This is a genomic window from Streptomyces sp. R11, assembly GCF_041051905.1.
Lineage (GTDB): Bacteria > Actinomycetota > Actinomycetes > Streptomycetales > Streptomycetaceae > Streptomyces.
Map to the genome: position 1 here is coordinate 5,825,266 of NZ_CP163432.1, position 25,907 is coordinate 5,851,172.

Sequence of the window (25,907 nt, forward strand, 5' to 3'; positions counted from 1 at the left end):
GGAGCCCTTGGAGGACGGGAGGGGTGGGGGCGGCGGGGGCGAGAAACCGCGGCGTGCCACCACCCCCCGCCTGTACCCTTACGACGTCCTCGACGCCATCACCGGCCTCGTCGACAAGTCCGTACTGTCCCGCGAGTCCGGCCCGACCGGCACCCGCTACCGCCTCCTCGACACCCTCCGCCACTACGGCCTGGACCGCCTGCGCCGACTCCCCGGCGAGGAGCCCGCGGCCCGCCGCCGCCAGCGGGACTGGATGCTGCGGCGCGCCACCGCCTACGAACGGGCCTGGTTCGGCCCGGGCCAGCGCGAGATCGTCGCCCGCCTCCGCGCCGACCAGGACAACCTCCGCGCCGCCCTCGACTTCAGCCTCACCACCCCCGGCGAACGCCTCACGGGCCTGCGCCTCGCCGGCACCCTGTGGTTCTACTGGCACGCCTGCGGCGCCCCGCGCGAAGGCCGCCACTGGCTCGACCGCGCCCTCGCCGCCAACCCGGAACCGACCCGGGAACGCGCACGCGGACTGTGGATCGCCGGCCTCCTCGCCGCCGCCACCCACAACCTCACCGCAGGCCTCGCCCTCGCCCGGGACGCCCACACCCTGGCCCGAGACCTCGACGACGAGGCGGAGGCGGCGCACGCCGAGTACGTCATCGGGGTCATCACCCTGTTCATGGACGACCTGCCGACCGCGCTGAAGCACTTCGAGGCGAGCGTCGTCCGCGGCCCCGTCCCCGGCCAGCACCGCAGCCTGTACGGCCTCGACCAGGTCGAACTCGCCTGCGTGCTGGGCTTCCTGGGAGAGGCGGACCGCGCCGTCGAGGTCTGCGAGCGGGCCCGGCAGATGTGCGAACTGCACGGCGAGGAGTGGGTGCACTCGTACGTCCTGCGGATGCTCGCCCTGGCCCACACCGTGCGGGGCGACTGGCACCGGGCCGAGCACCACGCCCGCCACGCCCTGCGCCTCAAACTCGCCGTCCACGACGTCATCGGCATCGCCCTCACCCTCGACCTGCTGGCCCGTGTCGCCGCCGAGACGGGCGCCCATGAGCGGGCCGCCGTCCTGCTGGGCGCCGCCGACCACACCTGGGCCGGCATCGACCGCGACCGCTGGGGCTCGGCGGCCCTGAAGTCCACCCGCCGCGACAGCGAGACCCGGGCCCGCGAAACCCTGGGCCAACCCGGCTTCCGACGGGCGTACGAACGCGGCCTCGGCCTCGACCTCGCGGAGACCGTCGACTACGCCGTGCACGACCGCAGACAGCCGCACCGGCCCACCCACCCGCGCAAACCGAACGCCGGCCGCCCCGGATCCCCCCACGCCACGACCGGCATCCGCCTCACCCGCCGCGAGACCGAGGTCGCCGAACTCGTCGCCCAGGGACTCGCCAACCAGCAGATCGCCGACCGTCTGGTCATCGCCCGCCGTACCGCCGAGGGCCATGTGGAACGCATCCTCGGCAAGCTCGGCTTCAGCAACCGCAGCCAGATCGCGGCCTGGGTGGCGGCCCAACGCTGAGACGCCCGGCCATCGGGCCCTCGGCACCTTCGCCCCGACAACCACCCCCGAGGAGAGCGCACCCCTCATGACCTCCCAACCGGCCCTACCCCACGGCAACTTCGACCACCGCATGGCCGTCTTCGCGGCCGACGACGAGTTCCTCGCCGCGGCCCTGCCCTTCCTCACCGAAGCCCTCGCCGCCCCCGGCGAACCTCCGCCCGTCGCCATCGCCGCCCCCGGCAACCTGGACCTCCTGCGCGACGCCCTCGGCAGCGACGCCAAGAGCGTCGGCCTCGTCCCGCACACCGAGTGGTACACCGGCTCCGCCGCCAACGCGCTCGCCCAGGGCGCCGGTTACCTCGCGGTGAACGCCGGCCCCGGCGGCCGTATCCATCTGCTCATGGAGCCCGTCTGGGGCGGCCGCGCGGGCCGTTCCCCGCGGGAGACCGCCGAGTGGATCCGCTACGAGGCCCTCGCCAACCTGCTCTTCGCCCCGCTCGCGACGACGGCCCTGTGCGCCTACGACGCCCGCGTCGCGGGCCCCGCCATCGTCGCCGCCGCCCGCCGCGCCCACCCCGACACCGACGTGTACGAGGACCCGGTCCGGCTCGCCGCCGAACTCGACGCCGTACCGCTGCCACCGCTTCCCGCCGACGCCGAGCGGCCTCCCGGCCCGGTGCCCACGGCCGGCGCGGTCCGCGGCTGGGCGTCGGCACACGGGCTGACCGCCGCGGACGCGGAGCTGTTCGCGCTGGCCGTCACCGAGGCGGCCGCCGCGCTCGGCCCGCTCGACGGCGCCCTGCTGTGGGGCGAGGCCCCGGCATGCGTGTGCGAACTGCGCATGGCCCGCCGCCTGGACGACCCGCTGGCCGGCTTCGTACCGCCGCCGAGCACGGAACTGGAACCCGGGCAGGGACTGTGGTTCGCCCGGCAGGTGTGCGCGTACGTGGATGTGCGCGACGAGGGGGAGGGGACGAGCGTGCGGCTGCAGTACGGGTAGCGGAGCCTGCGTGGCCCCCGGGCGGCGAACGGGTGCAGGTATGGAATCGGGTATTCCTCCCCGTGCGCGCCACCCGCTCGCGAGCCACTGTGGACCCATGCTGCACCTCCACGGGGCGCGCTTCCCTGATCCCGGTCACCCGTACGGCTCGTTCGGTTCCTATCCCCAACCGCCCCTGGGGGCAGGACACCTGAGCGTCGAGTACGACCCCCGCCCCTGCGCTGTCCGTGCGGCCCGTGCGGAGGTCCGCCGGCAGCTGGAGGGGTGGGGGCTCGCGGACCGCGACGAGCTGGTGGACGTGGCCGAACTGCTGGTGAGCGAGCTGGCCACGAACGCCGTACGGCACTCGGCGAGCCGCTTCCGGCTCTCCCTGTTCGCCGCGCACGGGATCCTGCGCTGCGAGGTCAGCGACGGCGGCTGCCGCGTTCCGGTCGTGCTGGACGCGGGGGCCTCGGAGAGCGGCCGGGGCATGTTCCTGGTGGACGCGCTCTCCCGGCGCTGGGGCTGTCATCGGGACGGGCCGGGCAAGACGGTGTGGTTCGAGCTCGGCACATGCGGGTCGGACGACTGCGGCTTCAAACCCTGGTGAGCACATTGGGTGGAGATCGCGCACGCCCTCTTGTCCCCCCGGCGCCTTTGAGATTTCTTGACCCTCATGGCGGACACCACGGGAAACACAGCGGCATCACAGGTCGGCGAGGCGGAATCCCGGCCACGTAAGTCCAGTTGGCGGTACATCGGCCCCGGCATCGTCGTCGCGGCGACCGGCGTCGGGGCCGGCGACCTGGTCGCCACCCTCATCGCGGGCAGCAACTTCGGCTACACCCTGCTCTGGGCCGCGATCATCGGCTGCCTGGTCAAGATCTCCCTCGCCGAGGCGGCGGGCCGCTGGCACCTGTCCACCGGCCGCACCCTCTTCGACGGCTGGGCGAGCCTGGGCCGCTGGACCACCTGGTTCTTCGCGGTCTACGCCGTGATCTGGGGCTTCGTCTACGGCGCGGCGGCGATGTCGTCGAGTGCGCTGCCGCTGCAGGCGCTGTTCCCGAACGTGATGGACCTCGAATGGTGGGGCGTGGCCTGCGGGCTGGTCGGCCTGGTCTTCGTCTGGTTCAACAAGTACGCCGTCTTCGAGAAGGTCATGACGGTCCTGGTCGGCGTCATGTTCGTGGTGACGGTGTACCTGGCGATCCGCGTGACGCCCAACCTCGGCGACGCCTTCGCGGGCCTGTTGCCCGTCCTGCCCGACGAGAAGGACTCGATCCTCAACACCCTCGGCCTCATCGGCGGCGTCGGCGGCACCATCACCCTCGCCGCGTACGGCTACTGGGTCAACGCCAAGGGCTGGACGAACACCGGCTGGATGAAGGTCATGCGGCTGGACAACCGCGTCGCCTACGCCACCACCGGCATCTTCGTCATCGCGATGCTGTTCGTCGGCGCCGAGCTGCTGCACTCCGCGAACGTCGCCATCGCCAGCGGCGACAAGGGCCTGATCCAGCTCGGCGACATCCTGGAGGACGAATACGGTTCGGCGACGGCCAAGTTCTTCCTGATCGGCTTCTTCGCCACCTCCTTCACGTCCCTCATCGGCGTCTGGCACGGCGTGAGCCTGATGTTCGCGGACTTCGTGGCCCGCTACCGCACCCGCGAGGCGCTGAAGGGCGAGGAGGTCGCCTCGGGCGAGCGGGAGCGCTCCTGGCCCTTCCGCGCCTACCTGCTCTGGCTGACCTTCCCGCCCATCGTCCTGCTGTTCCAGGGCGAGCCCTTCCGCCTGATCATCATCTACGGCGTGCTGGGCGCGGCCTTCCTGCCCTTCCTCGCCGGCACGCTGATCTGGCTCCTCAACTCCTCCCGCACACCTGCCCAGTGGCGCAACGGGCCGATCAGCAACGTCATGCTGGCCGTCGCGGGCCTGCTGTTCCTGGTGCTGTGCGTGAAGCAGATCTGGGACCAGCCGTGGGCGGACTTCTTCTAGCGGAACGCGTCCCACGCCGGGCTGAGGGCGATCTCCCGTAGTTGCCTCTCGGTCAGGGCGGGGTTCTCGCGGCTGGGGGCGTCGTGCTGGGTCCCGGCGTTGAAGGCGCTGACGGCGACGCGGAAGCCGTCCGTGCGCAGCGTGTCGACGGTCCACATCACGGCGCCTTCGACGCCCTTGTCGCCGCCGCTCGGCCGGAAGGAGACCAAGGTGCCGTCGGGCAGCTCCTCGGCGTCGTCGCCGAAGAGTTCCCCGGCCACGTCTCCCATGCCGTGCTGGACGTCGATCTGGACGTAGCTCCTGCCCTTGCCGTCGTCGACCACGACGTACGAGTAGTCGCTGCCCTTCTCGACGACCTTGGCGTCCTTGGGCAGCAGCGGCACGAGCGTGCCCAGGACCGCCTCGACCGTCGGCTCGGCGGGGGCGCTCGGCGTGGCCGTCGGCTTCCTGGAATCCTCGGGAATCGAGTCGACGTATCCGCGCCAGACCTCGGCCGTCACCAGGGCCTTCAACCGGTCCGTGGACAGGGGCGGTTCGCTCCTGCTGATCGGCGCGTCCTTCTCGGCGGCCGCATTCCACTCGCTGACCGAGATGTGCTGTCCGGTCGGGGTGAGCAGGTCGGCCGACCACAGCTTGGTGTCGACGCGCCGGTCGGGATATTCGTAGCCCTGGAACAGCTTGAGCAGGGAGCCGTCGGGCAGCCGGGTGGAGACGCAACTGTCGTGCGGGACCAGCGCCTTGTCCGGGCAGTCGGTGGTCTGCCGGGCCTGGCCGCTGCCGGGCTCGATCCGGTTGAGGCTGACACCGATGGCCGCGGGGCCCTTGCCGTCGTCGTGGACGAGACGGATGTACGGCGGCAGCAACCCGTCCGCGGCGCCCCGCGCCTCCTGCGCGCTGACCTTGCCCTCGGGGAGCAGCTCTTCGAGGGTCGCGATGAGGTCGCGGGCCGTCACGGGAGCGGGGGCCGGTGTGCCGGACGGCTGCTCGGCCACGCCGGCGCTCGACGGCTGGGGGGCGGGAGCGCCGCCCCACGGCACCAGCAGCGCCCCGCCCACCCCCACGAGGGCGATCCCGGCCACGCCGCCCGCCACCGCGGCCCGCCGCCTCAGCCGCAGCCGGCGGCCCCGCGTCAGACCGGCGGCGACGAGCGCGGTCCGGTCGGCGTCGAAGCGGCCACCCGCGTCGTGCAGGGCGTGACCGAGCCGCCCCTCGAACTGCTCCTCGTCGTGTTCCACAGGCATGGCGAAACCACCGTTCTCAGGGTTGGGGTCGGGAAAGGGGGCCGTGGGTCAGGGAGCCGCGTACTCGCCGAGGTCCTCGCCCAACAGCTCCCGCAGCCGGCCGAGCGCCCTGGTGCACCGCGTCCGCACCGCCGCGGAACTGGCGTTCAGCGCGTCGGCGGTCTCCTGCACGGACCGGTCCTCCCAGTACCGCAGGACGACCACGGCCCGGTCCTTGGCGGGCAGCCGGGCGAGCGCCTGCAGCAGGGTCAGCCGCAGCGACAGGTCACCGTGGCCGCCGCCTTCGTCCGCCGGCCGGTCGGGGAACGTGTCCGTGGCGCGCTCGGTGCTGCTGCGCCGGCGCTGGTGGGCGAGGAAGGTGCGGGTGAGGACCGTCTGCGCGTACCCGGCCGGGTTGTCGACCCGGGAGACCCGCCCCCAGCGGACGTAGATCCGGCCGAGGGTCTCCTGGACGAGGTCCTCGGCGAGATGGGTGTCCCCGGCGGTCAGCAGACAGGCGGATCGGTACAGATGCCCGGCCCTGGCCACCGCGAACTCCGCGTAGTCGTCGGCGCGGGCCTGTCTCATGCCGTCCCCCTGCTGCTGTGCCGGCCGTCGGTGAGGCCCTCACTTCACTGATGCGGTGGGGCAGGGAGAATGTTTCACCGCAACGCCGAGAAGTTCACAGCCAGGGCAAGGACAGGACCGAGGACGCCACGGATGACAGAGCAGCCACCCCCACCGCCCGTGCCGGGCTTCGGTCCGCCCCCACCGCAGTACGCGCCGCAGTACCCGCCGGCGCAGCCCCCGTACGCCCCGGTCCCGGGCCAGCCGGTGCCGCCTCAGCCGGTGCCGCCCCAGCCGGCCCAGGCCGGCCCGGAGTTCCTGGCCGTGGACAAGCGCAACGCGGTCGTCGTCGACGCCTCCGGGGTCGTCTTCGAGATGTCCGGCCTCACGATCGAGTTCCGCTGGCCCGAGATCCGCGGCGTCCACTACAAGGCGAGCCCCGACGGCAAGGCCCTGATGGTCGCCGTGGTCCACATGGACGGCCGGTTCTACGAGTGCGTGGTGGAGGCCAAGCCCAGGACGCGGCTGCAGGAGTGGTTCCCGCAGCTGGCCTGGGTACTTGGCCATTACCGACTGATGGGGTGACGGCGTCCGGCGCTGCTACGGCAGCCCGTGGACGTGCGGCCCGACCGCGTTGGACCAGGCGTTGCCCGCCGTGGCGTCCCAGTTCGTCGACCAGGTCATCGCGCCGCGCAGGTCGGGATAGGTCCTGGACGGCTTGAAGGAGCCGCAGGCCGTGCCCTTGGTCAGGCAGTCCAGGGCGTTGTTCACTACGGACGGCGCCACGTACCCGCTGCCCGCGCCCCGCGTCGACGCCGGCAGGCCCAGACCCACCTGGGACGGGGCGAGGCCGCCCTCCAACTGGATGCAGGCCAGGGCGGTCAGGAAGTCCACCGAGCCCTGGCTGTAGACCTTGCCGTCGCAGCCCAGCATCGAACCGCTGTTGTAGTACTGCATGTTGACGACCGTGAGGATGTCCTTGATGTTCAGGGCCGTCTGGAAGTACGAGTTCGACGTCGACTGCATGTCGATGGTCTGCGGGGCCATCGTGATGATCAGCGATGAGCCCGCCTTGGACGACAGCGACCGCAGGGCCTGGGTCATGTAGGTGGCGTTGAGGCCGTTCTCCAGGTCGATGTCGACGCCGTCGAAGCCGTACGTCTGCATCAGGGAGTACACGGAGTTCGCGAAGTTCGTCGCCGACGCGGAGTCGTTCACCGCGACCGTGCCGCGCTCGCCGCCCACCGAGACGATGACCTTCTTCCCGGCCGCCTGCTTCGCCCGGATGTCCGCCTTGAACTGGTCGACGGTGTAACCGCCCAGTCCGGCCGAGTCCAGGTTGAACGTCACCGCGCCCGGCGTCGAGGTCGCGTCCGCGAAGGCGACGGCGATGATGTCGTACTGGGACTGCACGTCGGCGAGCTTCTGGACGGTGGCGCCGTTGTTGAAGTTCTGCCAGTAGCCGGTCACCGCGTGCTTGGGCAGGGCGGGGCCCGGTCCGGTCGGGTTGTTCGTCGTGCCCGTCACCGCCGCCGACTTCGGCGACTCACCGGCCGCGTTGGTCGCCGTGACCTGGAAGGAGTACGACGTCGAGGCCGCGAGCCCGGTCACGGTCGCGGAGGTGCCGGTGACCGCGGTGACCTTGGTGCCGCTGCGGTAGACGTTGTAGCCGGTCGCGCCCGAGACGGTGTTCCAGGCGAGCGAGACGGACGAGGAGGTCGTGCCCGACACCGTCAGCCCGCTCGGCGCGCCGGGGATCGTGGGGGAGGGGTCGGTGCCCCCGCCGCCGTCGGGGCCGTACACCGACACGTCGTCCGCGTAGTACGCGGCCTGCCCGTACCAGCCGTGCGTGTACAGGGTCACGGAGGTCGTCGAGGCGCCGGTGCCGAAGGTGGTCGACAGTTGCTTCCACGAGGCCGAGTCCGGCGTCCAGGTCGAGACGTCCGTCGTGCCCGTGCCGGTGACGCCGAGGTAGGTGTAGCCCCCCTGGACCCAGGCGCTCAGCGTGTAGGTCGAGTTGGGCTTCACGGCCACCGTCTGGCTGCACCGGGCGTTGTCCTGCCCGGCCGGTGTCGCCTTCAGCGCGGTCGAACCGCCGTGCACCGGTGAGGAGACGGTCGTCCCGCTGTTCGCGGAACACGTCCAGTTGCTCAGGCCGGACTCGAAGCCGGCGTTCTTGGCGTTGTTGACGTCCGCGGCGGACGCGTGGCCCGCGCCGAAGAGGGTGAGGGAGAGGGCGGAGGCGACGGCTGCCGCCCACAGGCGGGCCGGTCCGCCGGTGCGGGATGCCGCTCGTCCGCGACGCCCGTGTGCTCTGTGTATGAACATGTCAACCAAGTTGGTCCAGACCAATCCAGCTGTCAAGGGATTCCGGTCATGGAGGATTGGTGTGCGCAACCTGCCCCGTTTTGGCGTGAGTTGTGCGAGGTGAGTTCCCTCCCGGCTACAGAAACGCTGTTCTCCGGTCCTCAAGCCGTGGATACAGTGCTGAGATAGTCACGCAATGAAGTCATCTCGGTGCACCGGAGTAACACCCGTGCACCGGACCGGGCGGGAAGCGGGGAGCTGCGTGTGCCAACTGCCATTGCCGTGACCAGCGCCGACATGGCGCTACCGGCGCAGGACGAGCGAACCGTGCCCGCCGTCGTGCTCCAGGACCTCGACCGGGAGCCCCTGGAGCGGTCGTTGGCGGGCATGCAGACGCTGATCGAGCAGCACGGACATGTCGTGGTCGTCTGCTCGCAGGCCGTTCCCCGTGGTGTCCAGCAGCGACTGCACACCGTACGGTCCCTGCTGGAGAGCGACCGTATCGCCGTTTTCCGCCCCGAACTGCCCCCGCTCGGACTGGCCGTCCTGGCCCGCCAGTTGCGGCAGCTGGCCTCCTGCGATCTCAGCCCAGGCGTCCTCGCCTCGGCCGGCCGGCTGCTCACCCACTACATCCACGCCGGAGCGCTCCTCGGCTCCGTCGCCAAGCTGGACCGCGTCCCCGTGGACCTCAAGTCGCACGCCAAGTCCTGGATGCCCGGCAGCCAGTTCGGCGTCCTCGCCCACCCGGCCCCGCAACTCGTCCGCATCGCCCCCGGAGTCACCCTCCCCGGCCCGGAGTTCGGCACCTCGATGCTGGTCGCCCAGGGCCAGCTCCAGTCCGACTGGGTCACCGCCACCCTGGCCAAGTCGTGGAACGCGCAGGGCCTGCGCGAGGTGGTCCTGCCCGCCGAGTCGGCGACCTGGTGGGGGACGCCCCGGCTGATCGAGTTCTGCGCCTACCTGCCCGACCTCTCGGTGCTTTACCAACTCGTCACCTCGGTACGGCAGAACTCCTGTCACTGGTGCGGCATCGACGTCATCGGCGATCGCTGCGTCTTCTGCTCCGCCACCCCGCCCACCCACGAGCAGCCGGCCCGTGCGGGCTGACCGGGACCCGGCCGTTCACGGCAGCCCCGACCCCGACCGACCCCACTCCGACCGCACCCGACCGATTCCCCCAATGAGGTTGCACGGTTCATGAACTCCCGTCAGCGCCGCGGCGTGATACTCCTGCTCCTGTCGGTCGTCTGCGCCCTCGGCGCCTTCGCCGGTGTCCTGTCCGTCATCAACGACGTGAAGTCCAAGGTCGGGCCAGAGGTCACCGCGTACCGGCTCAAGCGGAACGTGGATCCCTACACCCCGCTCAGCGCGGCCCAGTTCGAGAAGATCGAGATGCCCGAGCGGTGGCTGTCCGAGAACGCGGTCACCAACCTCCGTGAGATCCAGGGCAAGATCGCCGTCACGCGACTGCTCGAGGGTTCCCTGCTGCAGAGCGACATGATCGTCGACCAGCCCGCCCTCCAGCAGGGCGAGCAGGAACTCGCCATCATGATCGACGCGGCGACCGGCGTGGCCGGCAAGATCACCCCGGGTTCCACGGTCAACGTCTACGCGACCTTCGAGGGGCAGCGCGACGGCGACCCCGACCAGTCCAAGCTCATCGTCGAGAACGCCCGCGTCATCGACGTGGGCAAGCTGACCTCCCTGCGACCCGACGCGGACGACCGGGACCGGCAGCCCACCGAGGCCGTCCCGATCACCTTCGCCCTGGCCACCGTCGACGCCCAGCGCATCACGTACGCCGAGTCCTTCGCCGACGAGGTCCGGCTCGCCCTGGTGGCACCCGGCGCCGACTCCGACATCTCCGCGACGGACCGCACCTACGAACTCGCCAAGGACAAGTGAGAGGCCCCCATGCCCACGAGGATCCTCCCGGCCGTCGGCGACGCGGACGCGGTCCGGTCCCTCACGACGCTGCTCAGCCAGCTTCCCGACGCCGAGCCGGTGGCCCCGGTCACCGACTCCACCCAACTCGTCGACACCCTGGCGCGCCTGGCCGCCGAGTCCATCGACGAACTGCCCGAGGTCGTCGTCGTCCACGAGCGCATCGGCCCCGTCCCGGCCCTGGAGCTCATCCGCGAGGTCGCCCTGCGCTTCCCGGCGGTGGGCGTCATCCTCGTGACGTCCGACGCCAGCCCCGGCCTCTTCCAGGCCGCCATGGACTACGGCGCCCGAGGCCTGGTCGCCCTGCCGCTGCACTACGAGGAACTGGCCAGCCGCGTCAACGCGGTCGCCCAGTGGTCCGTGGGCGTACGGCGTCATCTGGGCGCCGGCGGCGATGTGTTCAGCGGCGTCGGCGGCACCGTCGTGACGGTGAGCGGCGCGAAGGGCGGCGTGGGCGCCACCCTCACGGCCATCCAACTCGCCCTCGCGGCGCAGGCGTCGGGCCGCAGCACAGCCCTGCTCGACATGGACCTCCAGACCGGCGACATCGCCTCCTACCTGGACATCCAGTTCCGCCGCTCGGTCGTCGACCTCGCCGCCATCAGCGACATCACGCCGCGCGTGCTGGCGGACGCGGTGTTCCGGCACGACACGGGGGTGGCGCTGCTCCTCGCCCCCGGCGACGGCGAGCGCGGCGAGGAGGTCACCGACCGCGCCGCCCGCCACGTCGTCACCGCCCTGCGCTCCCGCTACGAGGTCGTCGTCGTCGACTGCGGCGCCCAACTGAGCGGCGCGAGCGCGGCCGCCGTGGAGATGGCCGACACGGCCCTCCTCGTCACCACCCCGGACGTGGTCGCGGTGCGCGGCGCCAAGCGCACGGTCCGGATGTGGGACCGCCTGCAGATCCGCAAGGCGGAGGAGACCATGATCGTCGTCAACCGCCACTCGCGCGGTACGGAGATCCAGCCCGCCCTGATCCAGCGGATCACCGGCACGTCGGTCGCGGCCACCGCGATCCCCGCCAACTTCAAGGAACTCCAGGGCGCGGTCGACGCCGGCCGGGTGCACGAGCTGGACAACAGGGGGACGGTCAAGCAGGCCCTGTGGGCGCTCGCGGGGGAACTGGGCCTGGTCAAGGGCACCGAGGGAGCCGTGCAGCGCCGCAACGGGCGGGCGCGGGGCGGGGACCGGGCCGCGCTGACCTTCCGGCGCCGGAAGGAGATCGGGAGGTGAGGCGGCGGGGGGACAAGGGCCGGCTCAGGAACGACCGGGGCCAGGTGACCATCGAGTTCCTCGGCATGACGCCGCTGATCATCCTGACGCTGGTGCTGCTGTGGCAGTGCGTGCTGCTGGGGTACACGTTCACGCTCGCGGGGAATGCTGCGGACGAGGCGGTGCGGGCGGCGACGGCGTCGGAGGGGCAGTCGGCCTGTGCGGAAGCAGGGCTGCAACACCTTCCGGATTCCTGGCAGGGGGGCGCCACCGTGGAGTGCAGCGCGAGCGGCGGCTATGTCACAGCCGACGTCACCCTCCAGGTGCCCGTCCTCTTCCCCGGCTCCATCGGCTTCCCGTTCCCGGTGGAGGGCCATGCGGGGGCCGTGCAGGAGGAGAAGGACTGAGATGTCGTACCGGCTTTTCCCCCGCCGCGCGGGCCGCGACCGCGGTCAGGTCGCCATCGAGTACCTCGGGTTCATCCCGATCCTGATCCTCGTCGCCATGGCCGGCATCCAAATCGGGCTCATCGCCTACACCGCCCAGCAGGCCGGTACGGCGGCCAGGGCGGGGGCGCGGGCCGCCTCGCTCGAACCCGGTGCCGCTCAGGAAGGGTGCCAGAACGCGGTCAGCGGCTGGCTCGCCGACGGGACCGCCTGCTCGGAGGCGGCCGGCGGCGACGAGGTCACCGTCACGGCCACCGTCGAGATCCCGTCGATCGTCCCCGGCTGGAACTTCGACCCCGCCCAGAAGACCGCGACCATGCCGCTCGACCACTGAACGAGGATCCACATGAGCCTGAGGTCACGCATCAACGCCCCGGAGGAGAACGCCGGCCGGGGCGAGGACGGCCACCTGGTCGCCTCGTACCGGGCCAAGCTCCTGGAGGAGATCGACCTCGCGGAGATGAGCTCGCTGGCCGCGGCCGAGCGCAGGGCCCGCCTGGAGCGGGTCCTCGGGCACATCATCAGCCGTGAGGGCCCGGTGCTGTCGACGGTCGAGCGCTCGCAGCTGATCCGCAGGGTCGTCGACGAGGCACTCGGCCTGGGCATCCTGGAGCCGCTGCTCGAAGACGCGTCGATCACCGAGATCATGGTGAACGGCCCGGACGCGATCTTCGTCGAACGAGGTGGCCGCGTCGAGCAGTTGCCGCTCCGCTTCCCCTCCCACGACCAGCTGATGCAGACCATCGAGCGGATCGTCTCGACGGTGAACCGGCGCGTCGACGAGTCGAACCCGATGGTGGACGCGCGCCTGCCGTCCGGCGAGCGCGTGAACGTCATCATCCCGCCCCTGTCGCTCACCGGGGCGACCCTGACGATCCGCCGCTTCCCGCGCTCCTTCACCCTGCACGAGATGATCGGCCTGGGCTCGCTCGACGAGCCGATGGTGTATCTGCTGGCCGGACTGGTGCAGGCAAAGTTCAACATCATCGTCTCGGGAGCGACGGGCACCGGCAAGACGACGCTGCTCAACGCGCTGTCGGGCCTGATCCCCGAGGCCGAACGCATCATCACCATCGAGGACTCGGCCGAACTCCAGCTGCAACAGGCCCACGTCATCCGGCTGGAGTCCCGCCCGCCGAACGTCGAGGGCAAGGGTCAGGTCAGCATCCGGGACCTGGTCCGCAACTCCCTGCGGATGCGCCCCGACCGCATCGTCGTCGGTGAGGTCCGCGGCGGTGAGTCCCTCGACATGCTCCAGGCGATGTCCACCGGCCACGACGGCTCCCTCGCCACCGTGCACGCCAACAGCGCGGAGGACGCCCTGATGCGGCTGAAGACCCTCGCGTCCATGTCCGACGCGTCGGTCCCCTTCGAGGCGCTGCACGACCAGATCAACAGCGCCGTGGACGCGATCATCCAGCTGACGCGGTTCCCCGACGGCGCCCGCAGGATCACCGAGATCGCGATCCTGGACAGTCACGGGGCGGAGCCGTACCGGCTGGCGACGGTGGCCCGCTTCCACGCCCAGCCCATGACGCCGGACGGCCGCGTCCACGGCGCCTTCGCGTACTTCCCCCTCCCGCGCCGCACCGCCGACCGCCTCTACATGGCGAGCCAGCCGATACCCCAGGCATTCGGCGTCGCCCAGTCCCCACTCGAGCTCGCCACCCGAGAAGCCAGGTAGGACCCCACTGATGGACCTCCAGACCCGCATCACGCTCACGACCGGCGTCGCCCTGCTGACCTGCGCCCTGGCCGTGGCGGGCGTACACGTCCACGCCGCCGGCCGGGCCCAGCGCCAGGCCCTGGTCGAGCGTCTGACCTCCGCCGGCCAGATCACCGGAGCCGGCCGCCGGCGCCGCTTCGCCGACCTGGACCGCCGCCTGCGCCGTACGAAACTGGGCAAGCGGCTGGAGTTGCGGCTGGTGGCGACGGGCCTGGACGTCACGCCGGGCGAGTTCTTCGTCTACATGCTGGCGACGGTGGCGGGCCTGTGGCTGGTCGGCCAGGCGGCCCTGGCCCCCTTCTTCGGCCCGATCGCCGGCCTGCTGGGCGTCTGGGCGGCGATGCAGTTCCTGAACTGGCAACGCCAGAAGCGCATCGAGCGGTTCATCAACCAACTCCCCGAACTGGCCCGCATCCTGGCGAACGCCGCCCACGCGGGCCTCGCCCTGCGCACCGCCATCGGCCTGGCGGCGGAGGAGCTGGAGGCCCCGGCGGGCGAGGAACTGGCCAAGGTCTCCAACCAGTTGGCGCTGGGCGCCTCGATGGACGACGCCCTCGGCGAGCTCGCGGAACGCCTGCCGTCGCGCGAACTGGTCGTCCTGGTGACCACGCTGGTGCTGTCCAACCGGGCCGGCGGCCAGGTGGTGAGCGCCCTGCGGAACCTGACGGAGACCCTGGAGGAGCGCAAGGAGACACGACGCGAGGTCCGTACACAGCTGTCCCAGGTCAGCATGACGTCGTACGCCGTCCCGGCGCTGGGAGTGGGGTCGCTGTTCCTGATGAACGGGGTGAAGGACGGCGCCCTGGACCGCATGACGGCCTCCCCGGTCGGCCAGGTGGCGGTGCTGATCGCGTTCGGACTGTACGCCGTGGGCTTCGTCCTGATCCGCCGCCTCTCGCGGATCGACGTCTGAGGCGCCGAGGCGCAGGAAGGGAGGACGACGACCATGGGACTCGGACAACTGGGCCTTGTGCTGGCGCTGGTGATGGCCCTCAGCGTGTGGGGGATCTTCGCCGGGATCCGCATGTACCGCGCGGATGCCAAACTGCCCAGCGACCTAGCGCTGGCTCTGGAGATCGGCGCGACCCGCACCGGCGCCGTGGACTCGCTCATCGACCGCATGGGCATGCGCTACGCCCCCGCAGTTCTGCGCCTGATGGGCCCGAAGCTGGTCGCCAGGTACCGCCGCAAGATCGACCTCGCGGGCAACCCCGGCGGCCTCACCATCGACCGCTACGCGGCCAGGCGCGCGGTGTACGGCTTCCTGGGCGCGCTGGGCTTCCTGGTGTTCCTGCTCCGGGGCCAGGTGCTGGTGGCCTTGCTGCTGCTGGCCTTCGGCGCCTTCTGGACGGAGGTCGGCATCTGGTCGGCGATCCGGATCAGGAAGGACGAGATCGAACGCACCCTGCCCGACTTCCTGGACGTCCTGGCGGTGGTGGTCAGCGCGGGCCTGGGCTTCCGCCAGGCACTCGACCGGGTCGCGTCCAGGTACGAGGGCCCCTGGGCGGACGAACTGCGCATCACCCTGCGCCAGATGGACCTCGGCATGAGCCGCCGCCAGGCCTTCGCGGAACTCCGCCGCCGCAACGACTCCGAACAGGTGGCGATGTTCGTGACGGCGCTCCAGCAGGGCGAGGAACTGGGCGCGCCGATCGTCGACACGCTGGTCGCCCTCGCCAAGGACATGCGCCGCACCGACGCCCAGAACGCCCGCCGGAAGGCGGCCAGGGCGGTGCCGCGCGCCACGCTGATGATCACGACGTTCATGGTGCCGGCCACGATGATCCTGCTGGGAGCGGGACTGCTGCTGGGCTCCGGGACGGACTTCGGGTCGTTGACGGGGGAGTAGGGGGGAGGACCGCATGGCAGGCATGCCGGTGAGGATGCGCGCGGGTACGGGCGCCGGCACGGGCACAAGGGGGACCTCGGCGTCGGGTGCGATGGCAGGCATCGCGCTCCTGCTGGGGCGCCTTCGGCTGTCCCGGGCAGCCGGGGGAACCGAACAAACCGACGCGATACCGCTCCAGATAAACGCCCTCCAGGCGATGTGCCGGCAGGTCTTCGGCTTCCGCCTCGCCATGATCGCCCTGGCCGCGCCCGCGGCCCTGCTCAACGCGACGCCCGGCCTGGGAACCCGCCTGATGGGCGCGGCGGTCGTGGTCACGTTCATGGGCTCCTACGCCCTGTTCCGCGACTGGGAACGCTTCGGCCCGCTCCTCCTGCGCCACCCCACCCTCCTGGCGCTGGACACCCTCCTCACCGCCCTCCTCCTCATCTCAGCGGGCCCCGACACCACGCTGGCCTACGTCAGCGTCTGCACGCCCCTGCTCGCCGGCATCGTCTACGGCTACCGGGGCGCGGCGGTGTTCGCGAGTGTGCAGTCCCTGATCCTGCTGCTGGCCTACGCCATCAACAAGGAGGCGCAGGCGGGCAGTGGCCTGGCGGAGAAACTGCTGCTCCCGGGCCTGTGCGTCATCACGGGCGCGCTCGGCTCGTCCCTGCGCAACCTGATGCTCCGCTTCGGTACGGCCACGCAGGCACTGACGACGATCCAGGCACGGCTGGCGGTGACCGAGGCGGTGAGCGCGGAACGGGCCCGCCTGGCCCGCGAGATGCACGACTCGGTGGCGAAGACGCTGCACGGCGTGGCGCTGGCGGCGGACGGCCTGGCGCTCTCCGCGGCGTCGGCGTCGATGGACCCGGCCCGCGTCAGCCAGCAGGCCGAACTGGTGGCCCGTGCGGCCCGCCGAGCCGCCGCCGAGTCCCGGGAACTCCTGGCGGACCTGCGCCGCGAGTCAGACCCGGACCACGCGACGGACATCACGCCGGAACTGGCCGCCCGTACCGAGGCCTTCACCAAGCGCACGGGCATGGCAGCCACGTACGGCACTCTGGGCGAGGCCGCCCACGCCCTCCCGCTCCCACCGGCGGTCGCCCGCCAACTCCTCACCATCACCGAGGAGGCCATGGAGAACGCCCACCGCCACGCGGCCGCGACCCGGGTCGACGTACGAGCGGGTGTGCGGGCGGGTGCGCGGGGCGAGGTGCTGTGCCTGACGGTCCAGGACGACGGCCGGGGCATGCCCCCCGACACGACCCTCGAACACCTGCGCCGGTCTGGCCACTTCGGCGTGATCGGCATGGCCGAACGAGCCGCCTCGATAGGCGCAGGCATCCACATCGGCAAGGGCACCCACGCTCGCGGCACGGAGGTCCGTCTCGAACTCCCGCTGGCGGCCCTGACGACGACGAAGGCGACCCCATGAACACCCCCCTCCGGCTAGTGGTGGCAGACGACAACCCGGTGGTCCGAGCCGGCCTGACGGCCCTCCTCTCCACCCACGTGGACATAACGGTGGTGGCCGAAGCGGCGAACGGCCAGGAGGCCCAGGAAGCGGCCCGCCGCCACCGCCCCGACGTGATCCTCCTGGACGTCCGCATGCCGGGCACGGACGGCCTCACGGCCCTCCCGCACCTGGTCGGCATCGCCCCGGTGATGATGCTCACCTACAGCGGGGAGTCGGAGACGGTCCGCGAAGCCTTGCGTCTCGGCGCCGCCGGCTATCTGGTGCACGGTGAGTTCACGACGGACGAACTGGTGGCGGCGGTGCGGGACATCGAGCGAGGCAGAGGGTCGACTGAGCCCCGACTCACCCCCACGGCAGCAGCATCACTCGCTCAAGCAAACATCGAACTCCCAACTGCGACAGGGAATTCTGCAGAACTGCTTTCGCAAGTGCAACCAACTGTGGGACAGTCGTCGTCGTATCGGTCACGGTTCCGGCTGAGCAGGAGGGAGGCGGAGATCATGGACCTCATCGCATCCGGCATGAACAACCAGCAGATCGCCGCCGCCTGCTTCATCAGCGAGAAGACGGTCAAGAACCACATCAACCGCATCTTCGCCAAACTCCACAGCACCAGCCGCGGGGAGGCCGCGGCCAAGTGGCTGGGGACGGCGCCGGGTTCCCACCCAGGACGGGGATGAGCGGCGATGGTGCGACGGCGGTTTTCGGCCGAGGCCTGGAATTGGGTCCTGGGACCCTCTGGTGTTTGGGGTGTTCGCGCTTACTTTTCTCCTGAGACTTCTCACAGGACTTGCGTGCCCAGAGGGGAACACCATGAGCAACTGGATCAACACCACCGTCGAGTACTTGCGCTCCCGTGCCGCGCGCGACGACAAGGGGCAGACGGCGGTGGAGTATCTGGGGATCATCGCGGTGGTGGTGGCGATTGTGTTGGCCATTACGGGGACCGATATCGGGCAGACGATCTACGACGCGATTGTGGAGCAGATCGACGAACTCACCGGATGATCAGGCGCCGTACTTTCGGCGACGCTGGGCAGGCCTTCCCCATCTACATCACGGTGGTGGGGGGCCTGCTCTTTCTCGCGTTCGCCTACCTTGCGGTCGGCCAGGCCGCGGCGAATCGGAACGGTGCCCAAACTGCCGCCGATGCGGCGGCGCTGGCGGCAGCGCAGGAGTCCCGGGACCAACTCGCGGGGGACTGGTTGGAGGTCGTGGGCGACCCGACAAAGTGGCAGGACATCCTTGACGGCAACACTGAACTGGTCGACGGATGCTGGCGGGCCTACGAACTGGCGGCCCAGAACGACGCCGACGTCCAAGGCTGTGGGCCGGCAGAACCCTTGGGCTACACGGTGGATGTCGAAACCAACAAGTCCGTGGGCGACTCCATCGTCCCCGGCACGGGGAACTTCAAGTCGACGGCATCAGCCACCGCCGTGATCGAGCCTCGCTGCACGTTCGATCTCCCCGGAGAGGGCGGCGACGACGGTGACGGGAACGACACACTGCCTCTGCCGCAACTCAAGTGCGACGACGACACGGACTGGGACCTGGACCCGGAGGACCCGACCACTCTTCCGGCCCCCGAGAACCTCTTCGACGTCCATCTGGCCGACTCACAAGCGAACGACGAGTGACGAAGGAAGCAGAGGCATGAGCATTCGGTTCACGACGAAGGCCCGCAGGGGGATGGTCGCGTTGACCGCCGTGGCCGGACTGGCCCTCGGAGTGGCCGGCTGCGGAGGAGGAGGCGACGACGACAAGAAGCCGGAGAGCTCCGCGTCAGCCTCCAAGGGCGGCGGGTCCAAACCGAGTGCTCAAGAGGGAACCGATGACCTCCTCGCCGAGCTCAAGGGCGAGGACGGTCTGATCCTCAGGATCACCTCTGCTCAGCGCGACTCCGGTGGGTTTGTCACCGTGAGCGGCGAAATGAAGAACGACGGTGACGAGGCGGCCCGCGTATCGGCGCGTACTTCGGGTGACGAGACCGAGATCGTCAGGCACGGAACATCGCTGGGCGGAGCGACCCTCGTCGATTCGGCGAGCAAGAAGCGGTACTACGTGCTGCGCGACACGGACGGTCGTCCCCTGACGACGACCAGCATGCCGCGTATCAAGCCCGGCGACTCCATTCCTGTGTTCATGCAGTTCCCCGCCCCGCCGACAAGCACTAACGAGGTCAGCTTCCAGCTGCCGACGTTCGCCTCCGCCACCCTCCAGATCTCCGGGTGAGGCCAAAATGACCCGCACCCCCCGCCTCCCCCTCACCCTCACCGCAGCCACCCTCATGGTCGCCACCAACCTCCTGGGCGCCACAACAGCCGACGCCGCCGACGACCCCAGCGTCCCCCCGGGCACCGAAGCCACCGCCACCGCCCCCGTGGAGGTGGACGCCAACGACCCCGACCTCAAGCTCCCCGAAGGGGCGACGCTCGCCGAGGCCAAGGTTCTGGACATCAAGCAGGTGGTCGAGGACCAGGCCGGCGAGGAACGCCGGGAGGACACGAATTCGGACGTGAAGTTCGCGCTGCAGGCCGAGGTCCTCTTCCCCAAGGACAGCGCGAAGCTGACCGGCGAGGCGAAGGCCCGTATCTCGGAAATCGCCGAGGAGATCAAGACCCAGAACGCCACGCGCATCCGCGTCTTCGGCTTCACCGACAACCTGGGCTCCTCCGCCCACGGCGACGTCCTGTCCAGGAAGCGCGCGAACGCCGTACAGGGCGTCCTGGAGTCGGAGCTGACCGACTCCTCGGTCACCTACGAGGTACGCGGCTACGGCGAGCAGTACCCGATCTCCTCGAACGCGACGGAGTCGGGCCGCAAGAAGAACCGACGAGTGGAGGTCTCCTTCCCGCGCACGGACAACTGACCCGGCGCTGGGGAGTCACCCCACCCACGCCTACACCTCGACAGTCACCCGCACCCCGGCCCGCACCCCCCACCCGGCCATTGCCCCGGCCTCCGCCTCCAGCACATGGCGTGAACGAAGTCGGGGCAGGCCCAGCCGCCCCGGTGGCATGGTGCGTACGGCGATGACGTTCAGCCGTCGGTCGAGGTAGGCCACGTCGATGGGCATCCGCATGCGGAAGGTGTGCACGCTGCCGGCCGGCGTGAGCAGCATCGCTCCGGCGACGGAGTCCCGCCCCAGCAGCCCCTTCGTACGGGCCCGGTAGGACGCGGCGATCTCCAGGGGCACCGAGACGTCCCCCCGCTCCCCGTGAACGACCAGCGTCCCCCGACCGTCCCGCCACCGCCGCCCCATCCTCAGCCACCTCCTGGATTTCCTGTTGTCCGGCGAGTGCTACCCGGGTAGGAAAGGCCCCATGACCGGACTCGGCGCAATCTTCCGCCCCCAACTCGCCCCCGAGCGACTCCGTTCCGTCGCCCGTATCGCGGACGAGGCAGGCCTCGAGGAGCTCTGGCTCTGGGAGGACTGCTTCCGGGAGGGAGGGATCTCCACCGCAGCGGCGGCCCTCGCCTGGACCGAGCGTGTCAAGGTCGGCGTCGGGCTGCTGCCCGTGCCGTTGCGGAACGTCGCCATCACCGCCATGGAAGCCGCGACGCTGCACCGGATGTTCCCCGGACGGCCGATCCTCGCCCTCGGGCACGGTGTGCAGGACTGGATGGGTCAGGTCGGGGCTCGGGTCGAGTCGCCGGTGACGCTGCTGCGCGAGCATCTCGTCGCCCTGCGCGCCCTGCTCGGCGGGGAGACGGTCACCACCGAGGGGCGGTACGTCAAGCTCGACGACGTCGCCCTCGACTGGCCGCCCGCCGGGCCGGTGCCCGTCATCGCCGGCGTCACCGGCCCCCGCTCGCTGCGGCTCGCCGGTGAGGCGGCCGACGGGACCCTGCTCACCGCCTCGACCTCGCCCGATGGGGTGAGGAAGGCGAGGCAACTCATCGAGGAGGGGAGGGACGCGGCGGGACGTGCCGGAGGCGAACCGCACGAAGTCGTCGTCTACCTCCTGACCGCCACCGGCCCCGACGGGCCCGCCCGGCTCAAGGCAGAGCTCGAAGCCGAGGGGCCCGGTGACGTCAGCGGTCTCGGCGTCGCCGGAGACGCCGGCGCCGTCGCGAAGGCCGTTCAGCGGCTCGCGGAGGCCGGTGCGGACACCGTGGTCCTGCAGCCGACGGGTGACGAGCCCGACCCGGAGGGCTTCGTGCGGTTCGCGGCGGAGGAAGTGCGGCCGTTGGTGCCGTGAGGGACGAGGTGAGGGACGGCGCGACGGGGGATCATCCCGGCTGGTGAGCCCCCGTCGTGCCGTCGATCAGCTCCCGCACGATGTCCATGTGGCCCGCGTGCCGTGCCGTCTCCTCGATCATGTGGACCAGCACCCACCGCAGCGACACCGCCTCGCCCCGCCACGCCGGCTGCCCCAGGTCCGTCAGCGGCCGCTCGGCGATCACGCGGTCGGCGGCGGCGCGGGCACGGCCGTAGAACTCGACGATCTGCTGTGTCGTCTCGCCCTGGTCGGCCGCCATGTCCTCGGCGCTGTAGGGGTCGAACCACAGGGGTTCCACTTCGCCGCCGAAGGTCGAGACGAACCAGCCGTACTCCACCGAGCCGAGGTGTTTGACCAGGCCCAGCAGGCTCGTGCCGGTCGGGGTCATCGGGCGGCGCAACTGCTCGTCGTCCAGGCCCTCCAGCTTCCACAGCACCGCGTCCCGGTGCTGGTCGAGGCTCGCCCGGAGTGTTTCCTTCTCGCCTGCCGTGTACGTCGAGTTCGTCATGGCGCCGAAAACTAGCAGCGGACACTGACAGCGCCCTGCGATCATCACGGCATGGGAAAGGACAGCAGGTCGTTCGAGGAGCTCGTCGCCGAAGGCGCGGCCGTGCCCACCGAGGGCTGGGACTTCTCCTGGTTCGAGGGGCGGGCCACCGAGGCGCGGCCCAGCTGGGGGTATGCCGTCTCCCTGGCCGACCGCCTGGCCGGCGCGACCGCCGCGCTCGACCTCCAGACCGGGGGAGGGGAGGTGCTGGACTTCGCCCTCGGCCGGGCACCGAAGGCCCCGCCGCTCACCGTCGCCACCGAGGGCTGGCCGCCGAACGTCGCCAAGGCCACCGCCCTGCTCGCCGCCCGCGGCGTCGCGGTCGTCGCCTCGCCCGAGGACGCCCCGCTCCCGTTCGCCGACGGGGCCTTCGACCTGGTCACGAGCCGGCACCCGGTGCGGGCCCACTGGCCGGAGATCTCCCGCGTGCTCAGGCCCGGCGGCACGTACTTCGCCCAGCACGTCGGACCCCGCAGCGTCTTCGAGCTCGTCGAGTACTTCCTGGGGCCCCAGCCGGACGAGGTCCGCAACGGCCGCCACCCCGACGGGGAACGCGCCGACGCCGAGGCAGCCGGCCTGGAGATCGTCGACCTGCGGGCCGAGGAACTGCGCATGGAGTTCCACGACATCGCAGCCGTCGTGCACTTTCTGCGCAAGGTCGTCTGGATGGTCCCCGGCTTCACCGTCGAGGCGTACCGGCCGCAACTGCGTGCCCTGCACGAACAGATCGCGTCCGAGGGTCCCTTCGTCGCGCACAGCACCCGCCACCTCTTCGAGGCCCGCAAGCCCAGCGCCTGACCCGCCCGGCGGGACACTCACGCATGCGGTCCGACGGTCACCTTCCCGACCACCAACTCCGCCTTCGCCTCCAGCACTTCCCCCACCCGCTCCACCTGCTCGCCCAGCTCCCGTTCCTGCCGCGCCGTCAGGCGCCGCCCGACCAGCTCCACCGTCACCGTCGTACGACGGCCCTGGCGCCGCTGATGCCAGACCCCCGCCACCACCCCGTCCACCAGCAGCACCGGAAAGTTCCCCGCCTGCCCACCCGCCAGCGCCCGCTGGTACGCCTCCCCGGGGAAGAGCGTCTGCCGCGGCTGCGCGGCGATGGCGTACGCGTCGAAGTAAGGCAGCAACCGCACGCCCCGTACCTTCCCCGCCGGGAACTCCGTGTCGCCCGCCGCCACCCAGGCCGCGGCCCCCTCGAACGACACCTCCTCGACCTCCCCGGCCCCCGCCAGCTCCCCGAACAGCGCCACCGCCCAACCGGCGGGCGCCGCCAGCCACTTGGCGAAGTGCTGGGGAGCCGCCGGGCCGTACGCGCGCAGATACCGCCGTACGAGCTCCCGCAGCGCCCCCTCGCCCGCAGGCCCCGACCCTGGCCCCGGTACGGAATCGACCCCCCGCGGTCGGGTGTACGTCACTTTCCGCCCCCGGTTCGGGCCGAAGCACAGGGCGCCCGACTGGCCGGCCCGGTGCATCACCTGCCGCCAGCGCGGCCACAGATCCTGGAAGGCGGGCATCACCCGGTCGCCCGCCCACGGGCCGGTGCGCGCCACGACCTCCTCGCCCAGTTCCTCCACGGTCAGGCAGACCCCGTCGAGGGCGTCCCCGATCGCCGCCACGATCTGCTCCGCCTGCTCCTCGGTGACGGCGACGTCCGGCGGAAACGGGCTCGGGCCCTTCGGAATCGCCGTCAGCGCGCCGCACCACAGCGGCAACTCGGCGGCGGGAAGCAGATGCACGGTCCCGCGCGGGCCGAACGTCTTCACCAGTGAGCGGTCCTCCCAGAGCGCGGCCCGTACGTCCGCCCGAGTCACCCCGGCGGCCCGTACCCCGACCGACACCTCGGCCGCGGACAGCACCTGCGCATGCGCGCCCAGCATCGCCCCCACCACATCGGCGACCGGCGTGCCGTGCGCGGCGGGACGGGACAGGAACTGCCGCTCCGTACGCCGTGCGCTCGCCTCGTCCCACGTGATCGCCCTGCTCGCGTTCGCAGTCATAGCGCGACGTTAGGCCGGATGTAGGCCGGGGACTGTCCGCTGGAACACCCGATGTCATCCGAGGGCCCTTGAGGCCCGTGTGGTGCAAACCACGCATCCGTGCGCGAAGGGGCGCCGCCCCCTGCGCATCCAAGGAACCCACACCTTTTCCACATTGTTATGGCGGCCGACTCGATTTCCTCACACCTCTCACGTAAGTTCAGACCAAGGTAATTCGCGTAAGCAAAGCTGCGCGGCGGCACCGCGCAGCGGAGGGGGCTGCGCGGTGCCGTGCCCTCGCAAGCGCCCCTGCTGGACGCGTGTCGCGTCGAAGCCGGGCTCCTTTTCTGCAGCCATGGGCGCCGTCAAGCCGACGTTCGCGGCCGGGTCACCCGGGCGGGGGAAGCGGGGACAAGTCGCGCGCCGAGGCTCAAGATGTGGCAAACCCTATGGATCCGGCCACATCCCACCCGTTTCCCCTGGGAATCCACTCCCACCAGGCCATGAACCGGCCACGAAGAGGCCCTCTCGCGGCCACCGGGCCGTCGCCGAGCGATTTCGGAGAGTAGTTGTGGCACGCCGATGCACGCAGCATCACTTACGAAGGGTTATGGTGGAAACCCCCCCTCGGGCCGGTCCGTCTCCCCCCCACGGACCGGCCCGTTTTTTGTTCGCGCAGGGGGTCCCTCCACACGCCGGCGACTGCATCCACCCACAGCGGCGCGGGGAACTGCGCGACCAGCCCCCACCGTCCCGCAGCCGCCCACGCGCACAGGACACCCCCCCACCCAAGGCACCCCCCGCGCACCCGCACCCGTAAGCACGGCCCAAGCCCCCGCAGGGGTACGCTTCGCCGGTAGGGGACCGCCATACGGACAGGAACCGCCCTCGCCTGCGCCGCGCGCAGCGCCCGCGCGCCTGTCCGATCCGTACGGAGGGGCTGACAATCACGTGAACCTGCGCGACAAGCTGCGCGGCCTGCTGGTCAGGCTGTACGCACGCCGGGTGGAGGGCCACCTGGACCACGCTCAGGTGCCCAAGCACATCGGCGTGATCATGGACGGCAATCGTCGCTGGGCGAAGGCGGCGGGCTCCTCCACCGTGCACGGGCACCGGGCCGGTGCCGAGAAGATCGAGGAGTTCCTCGGCTGGTGCAGTGAGACGGACGTCGAGGTCGTCACCCTCTGGCTGCTGTCGACGGACAACTTCGACCGGCCCCAGGACGAGCTCGGCCCGCTCCTCGGGATCATCGAGGACGTCGTCCGCACCCTCGCCGCCGACGGGCGCTGGCGCGTGCACCACGTGGGCACGCCCGACCTGCTGCCGTCCGGGATGCAGACCAGCCTCAAGGAGGCCGAGGAGGCCACCGCGGACATCGACGGGATACTGGTCAACGTCGCCATCGGCTACGGCGGTCGCCAGGAGATCGCCGACGCCGTGCGCTCGATGATCGTCGACGCCCACGACAAGGGCACCTCGATGGAGAGCCTCGCCGAGTCCGTCAGCGTCGATCTGATCGGCAGCCACCTCTACACCGGCGACCAGCCGGACCCCGACCTCGTGATCCGCACCAGCGGCGAGCAGCGGTTGTCCGGTTTCATGCTGTGGCAGACGGCCCATTCCGAGTACTACTTCTGTGAAGTCTTCTGGCCGGCCTTCCGCAAGGTGGACTTCCTGCGCGCTCTGCGCGACTACGCGGCCCGGCACCGGCGCTACGGCGGCTGAGCGAACTCATCCCCCGCGGGACAGAAGTAACAAGGAGTTCACCAGCGCGCCGTCATACGCGTCGGCATGGCATCGCACGTTCGAGGGCATAAGGCAAGCAGGTCGACACCCGAACCACGGGTGTCGTATCTCAGCGGACGGCACGGGGCCGTCCGCCCGGGAGGCCCTTTGCACCAGCCCCACCGTGCGGTCACGGCACGGAAGAAGACGCGGGGGGCCGGTTT

Annotated in this window: 28 protein-coding genes; 22 read left to right on the forward strand and 6 right to left on the reverse strand. The window is 70.9% G+C overall.

Features of this window, described 5'->3' with window-relative positions; genetic code table 11:
* The first annotated feature begins 7 nt into the window (after window positions 1-7).
* The 4 genes from AB5J55_RS27075 to AB5J55_RS27090 all read left to right on the forward strand — a co-directional run bounded on the left by AB5J55_RS27075 (window position 8) and on the right by AB5J55_RS27090 (window position 4,473).
* Window positions 8-1,516 (forward strand): LuxR C-terminal-related transcriptional regulator, encoded by a 1,509-nt coding sequence (locus AB5J55_RS27075; protein ID WP_369273123.1) that lies wholly within the window; start codon window positions 8-10, stop codon window positions 1,514-1,516.
* Window positions 1,517-1,583: 67 nt separating this feature from the next.
* Window positions 1,584-2,498 (forward strand): anti-sigma factor RsbA family regulatory protein, encoded by a 915-nt coding sequence (locus AB5J55_RS27080; RefSeq protein ID WP_369273124.1) that lies wholly within the window; start codon window positions 1,584-1,586, stop codon window positions 2,496-2,498.
* 175 nt (window positions 2,499-2,673) lie between these two features.
* Window positions 2,674-3,087 carry an ATP-binding protein gene (locus tag AB5J55_RS27085; RefSeq protein ID WP_369276315.1) on the forward strand — a complete coding sequence of 138 codons (414 nt, stop codon included), beginning with the start codon at window positions 2,674-2,676 and terminating at the stop codon, window positions 3,085-3,087.
* A 66-nt stretch (window positions 3,088-3,153) separates the two neighbouring features.
* On the forward strand, window positions 3,154-4,473 hold the full coding sequence (locus AB5J55_RS27090; protein WP_369273125.1) for an Nramp family divalent metal transporter: 1,320 nt from the start codon (window positions 3,154-3,156) through the stop codon (window positions 4,471-4,473).
* On the opposite strand, the gene AB5J55_RS27095 is transcribed toward AB5J55_RS27090, so the two are convergent.
* Complete coding sequence (locus AB5J55_RS27095; protein ID WP_369273126.1) at window positions 4,470-5,714, reverse strand: hypothetical protein; 1,245 nt, start codon at window positions 5,712-5,714, stop codon at window positions 4,470-4,472. The genes AB5J55_RS27090 and AB5J55_RS27095 overlap by 4 nt on opposite strands.
* A 48-nt stretch (window positions 5,715-5,762) precedes the next feature.
* Window positions 5,763-6,281 (reverse strand): SigE family RNA polymerase sigma factor, encoded by a 519-nt coding sequence (locus AB5J55_RS27100; protein ID WP_369273127.1) that lies wholly within the window; start codon window positions 6,279-6,281, stop codon window positions 5,763-5,765.
* Window positions 6,282-6,413: 132 nt separating this feature from the next.
* On the opposite strand from AB5J55_RS27100, the gene AB5J55_RS27105 reads away from it, so the two are divergent.
* Window positions 6,414-6,845, forward strand: coding sequence for a hypothetical protein (locus tag AB5J55_RS27105; RefSeq protein WP_369273128.1), 432 nt, complete (start codon window positions 6,414-6,416; stop codon window positions 6,843-6,845).
* 15 nt (window positions 6,846-6,860) lie between these two features.
* Here the strand turns inward: AB5J55_RS27105 and AB5J55_RS27110 are convergent, their stop codons facing one another.
* Window positions 6,861-8,588 (reverse strand): chitinase, encoded by a 1,728-nt coding sequence (locus AB5J55_RS27110; protein ID WP_369273129.1) that lies wholly within the window; start codon window positions 8,586-8,588, stop codon window positions 6,861-6,863.
* 276 nt (window positions 8,589-8,864) lie between these two features.
* On the opposite strand from AB5J55_RS27110, the gene AB5J55_RS27115 reads away from it, so the two are divergent.
* The 14 genes from AB5J55_RS27115 (at window position 8,865) to AB5J55_RS27180 (ending at window position 20,075) form a co-directional block, all read left to right on the forward strand.
* Complete coding sequence (locus tag AB5J55_RS27115; protein ID WP_369276316.1) at window positions 8,865-9,674, forward strand: hypothetical protein; 810 nt, start codon at window positions 8,865-8,867, stop codon at window positions 9,672-9,674.
* A gap of 90 nt (window positions 9,675-9,764) precedes the next feature.
* Window positions 9,765-10,472 (forward strand): Flp pilus assembly protein CpaB, encoded by a 708-nt coding sequence (gene cpaB / locus AB5J55_RS27120; RefSeq protein WP_369273130.1) that lies wholly within the window; start codon window positions 9,765-9,767, stop codon window positions 10,470-10,472.
* A 9-nt stretch (window positions 10,473-10,481) separates the two neighbouring features.
* Window positions 10,482-11,744 carry a CpaE family protein gene (locus AB5J55_RS27125; RefSeq protein WP_369273131.1) on the forward strand — a complete coding sequence of 421 codons (1,263 nt, stop codon included), beginning with the start codon at window positions 10,482-10,484 and terminating at the stop codon, window positions 11,742-11,744.
* A gap of 65 nt (window positions 11,745-11,809) precedes the next feature.
* Window positions 11,810-12,130, forward strand: a complete 321-nt coding sequence (locus AB5J55_RS27130; protein WP_369276317.1) for a pilus assembly protein — start codon at window positions 11,810-11,812, stop codon at window positions 12,128-12,130.
* Window position 12,131: 1 nt separating this feature from the next.
* Window positions 12,132-12,503: a TadE/TadG family type IV pilus assembly protein gene (locus AB5J55_RS27135; RefSeq protein ID WP_369273132.1), complete on the forward strand. Its 372-nt coding sequence runs from the start codon at window positions 12,132-12,134 to the stop codon at window positions 12,501-12,503.
* Between the two features lie 12 nt (window positions 12,504-12,515).
* The gene (locus AB5J55_RS27140) at window positions 12,516-13,853 is read left to right on the forward strand and encodes a CpaF family protein (protein ID WP_369273133.1); all 1,338 of its coding nucleotides are present in this window, start codon (window positions 12,516-12,518) and stop codon (window positions 13,851-13,853) included.
* A 10-nt stretch (window positions 13,854-13,863) separates the two neighbouring features.
* Window positions 13,864-14,808, forward strand: coding sequence for a type II secretion system F family protein (locus AB5J55_RS27145; RefSeq protein ID WP_328423997.1), 945 nt, complete (start codon window positions 13,864-13,866; stop codon window positions 14,806-14,808).
* A 33-nt stretch (window positions 14,809-14,841) separates the two neighbouring features.
* A complete protein-coding gene (locus AB5J55_RS27150) occupies window positions 14,842-15,744 on the forward strand; it encodes a DUF5936 domain-containing protein (RefSeq protein ID WP_369273134.1) in 903 nt (300 codons plus the stop codon).
* A gap of 196 nt (window positions 15,745-15,940) precedes the next feature.
* The gene (locus AB5J55_RS27155; protein ID WP_369276318.1) at window positions 15,941-17,161 is read left to right on the forward strand and encodes a sensor histidine kinase; all 1,221 of its coding nucleotides are present in this window, start codon (window positions 15,941-15,943) and stop codon (window positions 17,159-17,161) included.
* Complete coding sequence (locus AB5J55_RS27160; protein WP_369273135.1) at window positions 17,158-17,883, forward strand: response regulator; 726 nt, start codon at window positions 17,158-17,160, stop codon at window positions 17,881-17,883. The genes AB5J55_RS27155 and AB5J55_RS27160 overlap by 4 nt, the downstream gene beginning before the upstream one ends.
* A gap of 133 nt (window positions 17,884-18,016) precedes the next feature.
* Window positions 18,017-18,211: a Flp family type IVb pilin gene (locus AB5J55_RS27165; RefSeq protein ID WP_369273136.1), complete on the forward strand. Its 195-nt coding sequence runs from the start codon at window positions 18,017-18,019 to the stop codon at window positions 18,209-18,211.
* On the forward strand, window positions 18,208-18,843 hold the full coding sequence (locus AB5J55_RS27170; protein WP_369273137.1) for a pilus assembly protein TadG-related protein: 636 nt from the start codon (window positions 18,208-18,210) through the stop codon (window positions 18,841-18,843). Before AB5J55_RS27165 ends, AB5J55_RS27170 begins: the two co-directional genes overlap by 4 nt.
* A gap of 16 nt (window positions 18,844-18,859) precedes the next feature.
* Complete coding sequence (locus tag AB5J55_RS27175; protein ID WP_369273138.1) at window positions 18,860-19,438, forward strand: hypothetical protein; 579 nt, start codon at window positions 18,860-18,862, stop codon at window positions 19,436-19,438.
* Between the two features lie 7 nt (window positions 19,439-19,445).
* Complete coding sequence (locus tag AB5J55_RS27180; protein WP_369273139.1) at window positions 19,446-20,075, forward strand: OmpA family protein; 630 nt, start codon at window positions 19,446-19,448, stop codon at window positions 20,073-20,075.
* Window positions 20,076-20,105: 30 nt separating this feature from the next.
* On the opposite strand, the gene AB5J55_RS27185 is transcribed toward AB5J55_RS27180, so the two are convergent.
* Window positions 20,106-20,468: a DUF192 domain-containing protein gene (locus AB5J55_RS27185; protein WP_369273140.1), complete on the reverse strand. Its 363-nt coding sequence runs from the start codon at window positions 20,466-20,468 to the stop codon at window positions 20,106-20,108.
* A 61-nt stretch (window positions 20,469-20,529) separates the two neighbouring features.
* On the opposite strand from AB5J55_RS27185, the gene AB5J55_RS27190 reads away from it, so the two are divergent.
* On the forward strand, window positions 20,530-21,408 hold the full coding sequence (locus AB5J55_RS27190) for an LLM class flavin-dependent oxidoreductase (protein WP_369273141.1): 879 nt from the start codon (window positions 20,530-20,532) through the stop codon (window positions 21,406-21,408).
* Window positions 21,409-21,439: 31 nt separating this feature from the next.
* Here the strand turns inward: AB5J55_RS27190 and AB5J55_RS27195 are convergent, their stop codons facing one another.
* Window positions 21,440-21,937, reverse strand: coding sequence for a DinB family protein (locus AB5J55_RS27195; protein ID WP_369273142.1), 498 nt, complete (start codon window positions 21,935-21,937; stop codon window positions 21,440-21,442).
* A gap of 51 nt (window positions 21,938-21,988) precedes the next feature.
* Between AB5J55_RS27195 and AB5J55_RS27200 the strand changes: the two genes are divergently transcribed.
* Window positions 21,989-22,774 (forward strand): class I SAM-dependent methyltransferase, encoded by a 786-nt coding sequence (locus AB5J55_RS27200; RefSeq protein WP_369273143.1) that lies wholly within the window; start codon window positions 21,989-21,991, stop codon window positions 22,772-22,774.
* Window positions 22,775-22,791: 17 nt separating this feature from the next.
* Here AB5J55_RS27200 and AB5J55_RS27205 read toward each other — a convergent pair whose 3' ends face one another.
* Window positions 22,792-23,979 carry a winged helix DNA-binding domain-containing protein gene (locus AB5J55_RS27205; RefSeq protein WP_369273144.1) on the reverse strand — a complete coding sequence of 396 codons (1,188 nt, stop codon included), beginning with the start codon at window positions 23,977-23,979 and terminating at the stop codon, window positions 22,792-22,794.
* 930 nt (window positions 23,980-24,909) lie between these two features.
* On the opposite strand from AB5J55_RS27205, the gene AB5J55_RS27210 reads away from it, so the two are divergent.
* Entirely contained in the window at window positions 24,910-25,683 is a 774-nt protein-coding gene (locus AB5J55_RS27210; protein ID WP_369273145.1) for an isoprenyl transferase, read from the forward strand.
* The last annotated feature ends 224 nt before the right edge of the window (window positions 25,684-25,907 follow it).

What these genes read in the sequence shown, in the direction of transcription:
- AB5J55_RS27095 (WP_369273126.1), bottom strand. Translation starts at nt 5,714, where the DNA reads ATGCCTGTGGAACACGACGAGGAGCAGTTCGAGGGGCGGCTCGGTCAC.
- AB5J55_RS27205 (WP_369273144.1), bottom strand. Translation starts at nt 23,979, where the DNA reads ATGACTGCGAACGCGAGCAGGGCGATCACGTGGGACGAGGCGAGCGCA.
- AB5J55_RS27140 (WP_369273133.1), top strand. Translation starts at nt 12,516, where the DNA reads ATGAGCCTGAGGTCACGCATCAACGCCCCGGAGGAGAACGCCGGCCGG.
- AB5J55_RS27155 (WP_369276318.1), top strand. Translation starts at nt 15,941, where the DNA reads ATGTGCCGGCAGGTCTTCGGCTTCCGCCTCGCCATGATCGCCCTGGCC.
- AB5J55_RS27145 (WP_328423997.1), top strand. Translation starts at nt 13,864, where the DNA reads ATGGACCTCCAGACCCGCATCACGCTCACGACCGGCGTCGCCCTGCTG.
- AB5J55_RS27110 (WP_369273129.1), bottom strand. Translation starts at nt 8,588, where the DNA reads ATGTTCATACACAGAGCACACGGGCGTCGCGGACGAGCGGCATCCCGC.
- AB5J55_RS27200 (WP_369273143.1), top strand. Translation starts at nt 21,989, where the DNA reads ATGGGAAAGGACAGCAGGTCGTTCGAGGAGCTCGTCGCCGAAGGCGCG.
- AB5J55_RS27100 (WP_369273127.1), bottom strand. Translation starts at nt 6,281, where the DNA reads ATGAGACAGGCCCGCGCCGACGACTACGCGGAGTTCGCGGTGGCCAGG.
- cpaB (WP_369273130.1), top strand. Translation starts at nt 9,765, where the DNA reads ATGAACTCCCGTCAGCGCCGCGGCGTGATACTCCTGCTCCTGTCGGTC.
- AB5J55_RS27135 (WP_369273132.1), top strand. Translation starts at nt 12,132, where the DNA reads ATGTCGTACCGGCTTTTCCCCCGCCGCGCGGGCCGCGACCGCGGTCAG.
- AB5J55_RS27090 (WP_369273125.1), top strand. Translation starts at nt 3,154, where the DNA reads ATGGCGGACACCACGGGAAACACAGCGGCATCACAGGTCGGCGAGGCG.
- AB5J55_RS27080 (WP_369273124.1), top strand. Translation starts at nt 1,584, where the DNA reads ATGACCTCCCAACCGGCCCTACCCCACGGCAACTTCGACCACCGCATG.
- AB5J55_RS27175 (WP_369273138.1), top strand. Translation starts at nt 18,860, where the DNA reads ATGAGCATTCGGTTCACGACGAAGGCCCGCAGGGGGATGGTCGCGTTG.
- AB5J55_RS27105 (WP_369273128.1), top strand. Translation starts at nt 6,414, where the DNA reads ATGACAGAGCAGCCACCCCCACCGCCCGTGCCGGGCTTCGGTCCGCCC.
- AB5J55_RS27125 (WP_369273131.1), top strand. Translation starts at nt 10,482, where the DNA reads ATGCCCACGAGGATCCTCCCGGCCGTCGGCGACGCGGACGCGGTCCGG.
- AB5J55_RS27170 (WP_369273137.1), top strand. Translation starts at nt 18,208, where the DNA reads ATGATCAGGCGCCGTACTTTCGGCGACGCTGGGCAGGCCTTCCCCATC.
- AB5J55_RS27115 (WP_369276316.1), top strand. Translation starts at nt 8,865, where the DNA reads ATGGCGCTACCGGCGCAGGACGAGCGAACCGTGCCCGCCGTCGTGCTC.
- AB5J55_RS27190 (WP_369273141.1), top strand. Translation starts at nt 20,530, where the DNA reads ATGACCGGACTCGGCGCAATCTTCCGCCCCCAACTCGCCCCCGAGCGA.
- AB5J55_RS27185 (WP_369273140.1), bottom strand. Translation starts at nt 20,468, where the DNA reads ATGGGGCGGCGGTGGCGGGACGGTCGGGGGACGCTGGTCGTTCACGGG.
- AB5J55_RS27195 (WP_369273142.1), bottom strand. Translation starts at nt 21,937, where the DNA reads ATGACGAACTCGACGTACACGGCAGGCGAGAAGGAAACACTCCGGGCG.
- AB5J55_RS27180 (WP_369273139.1), top strand. Translation starts at nt 19,446, where the DNA reads ATGACCCGCACCCCCCGCCTCCCCCTCACCCTCACCGCAGCCACCCTC.
- AB5J55_RS27165 (WP_369273136.1), top strand. Translation starts at nt 18,017, where the DNA reads ATGAGCAACTGGATCAACACCACCGTCGAGTACTTGCGCTCCCGTGCC.
- AB5J55_RS27130 (WP_369276317.1), top strand. Translation starts at nt 11,810, where the DNA reads ATGACGCCGCTGATCATCCTGACGCTGGTGCTGCTGTGGCAGTGCGTG.
- AB5J55_RS27160 (WP_369273135.1), top strand. Translation starts at nt 17,158, where the DNA reads ATGAACACCCCCCTCCGGCTAGTGGTGGCAGACGACAACCCGGTGGTC.
- AB5J55_RS27150 (WP_369273134.1), top strand. Translation starts at nt 14,842, where the DNA reads ATGGGACTCGGACAACTGGGCCTTGTGCTGGCGCTGGTGATGGCCCTC.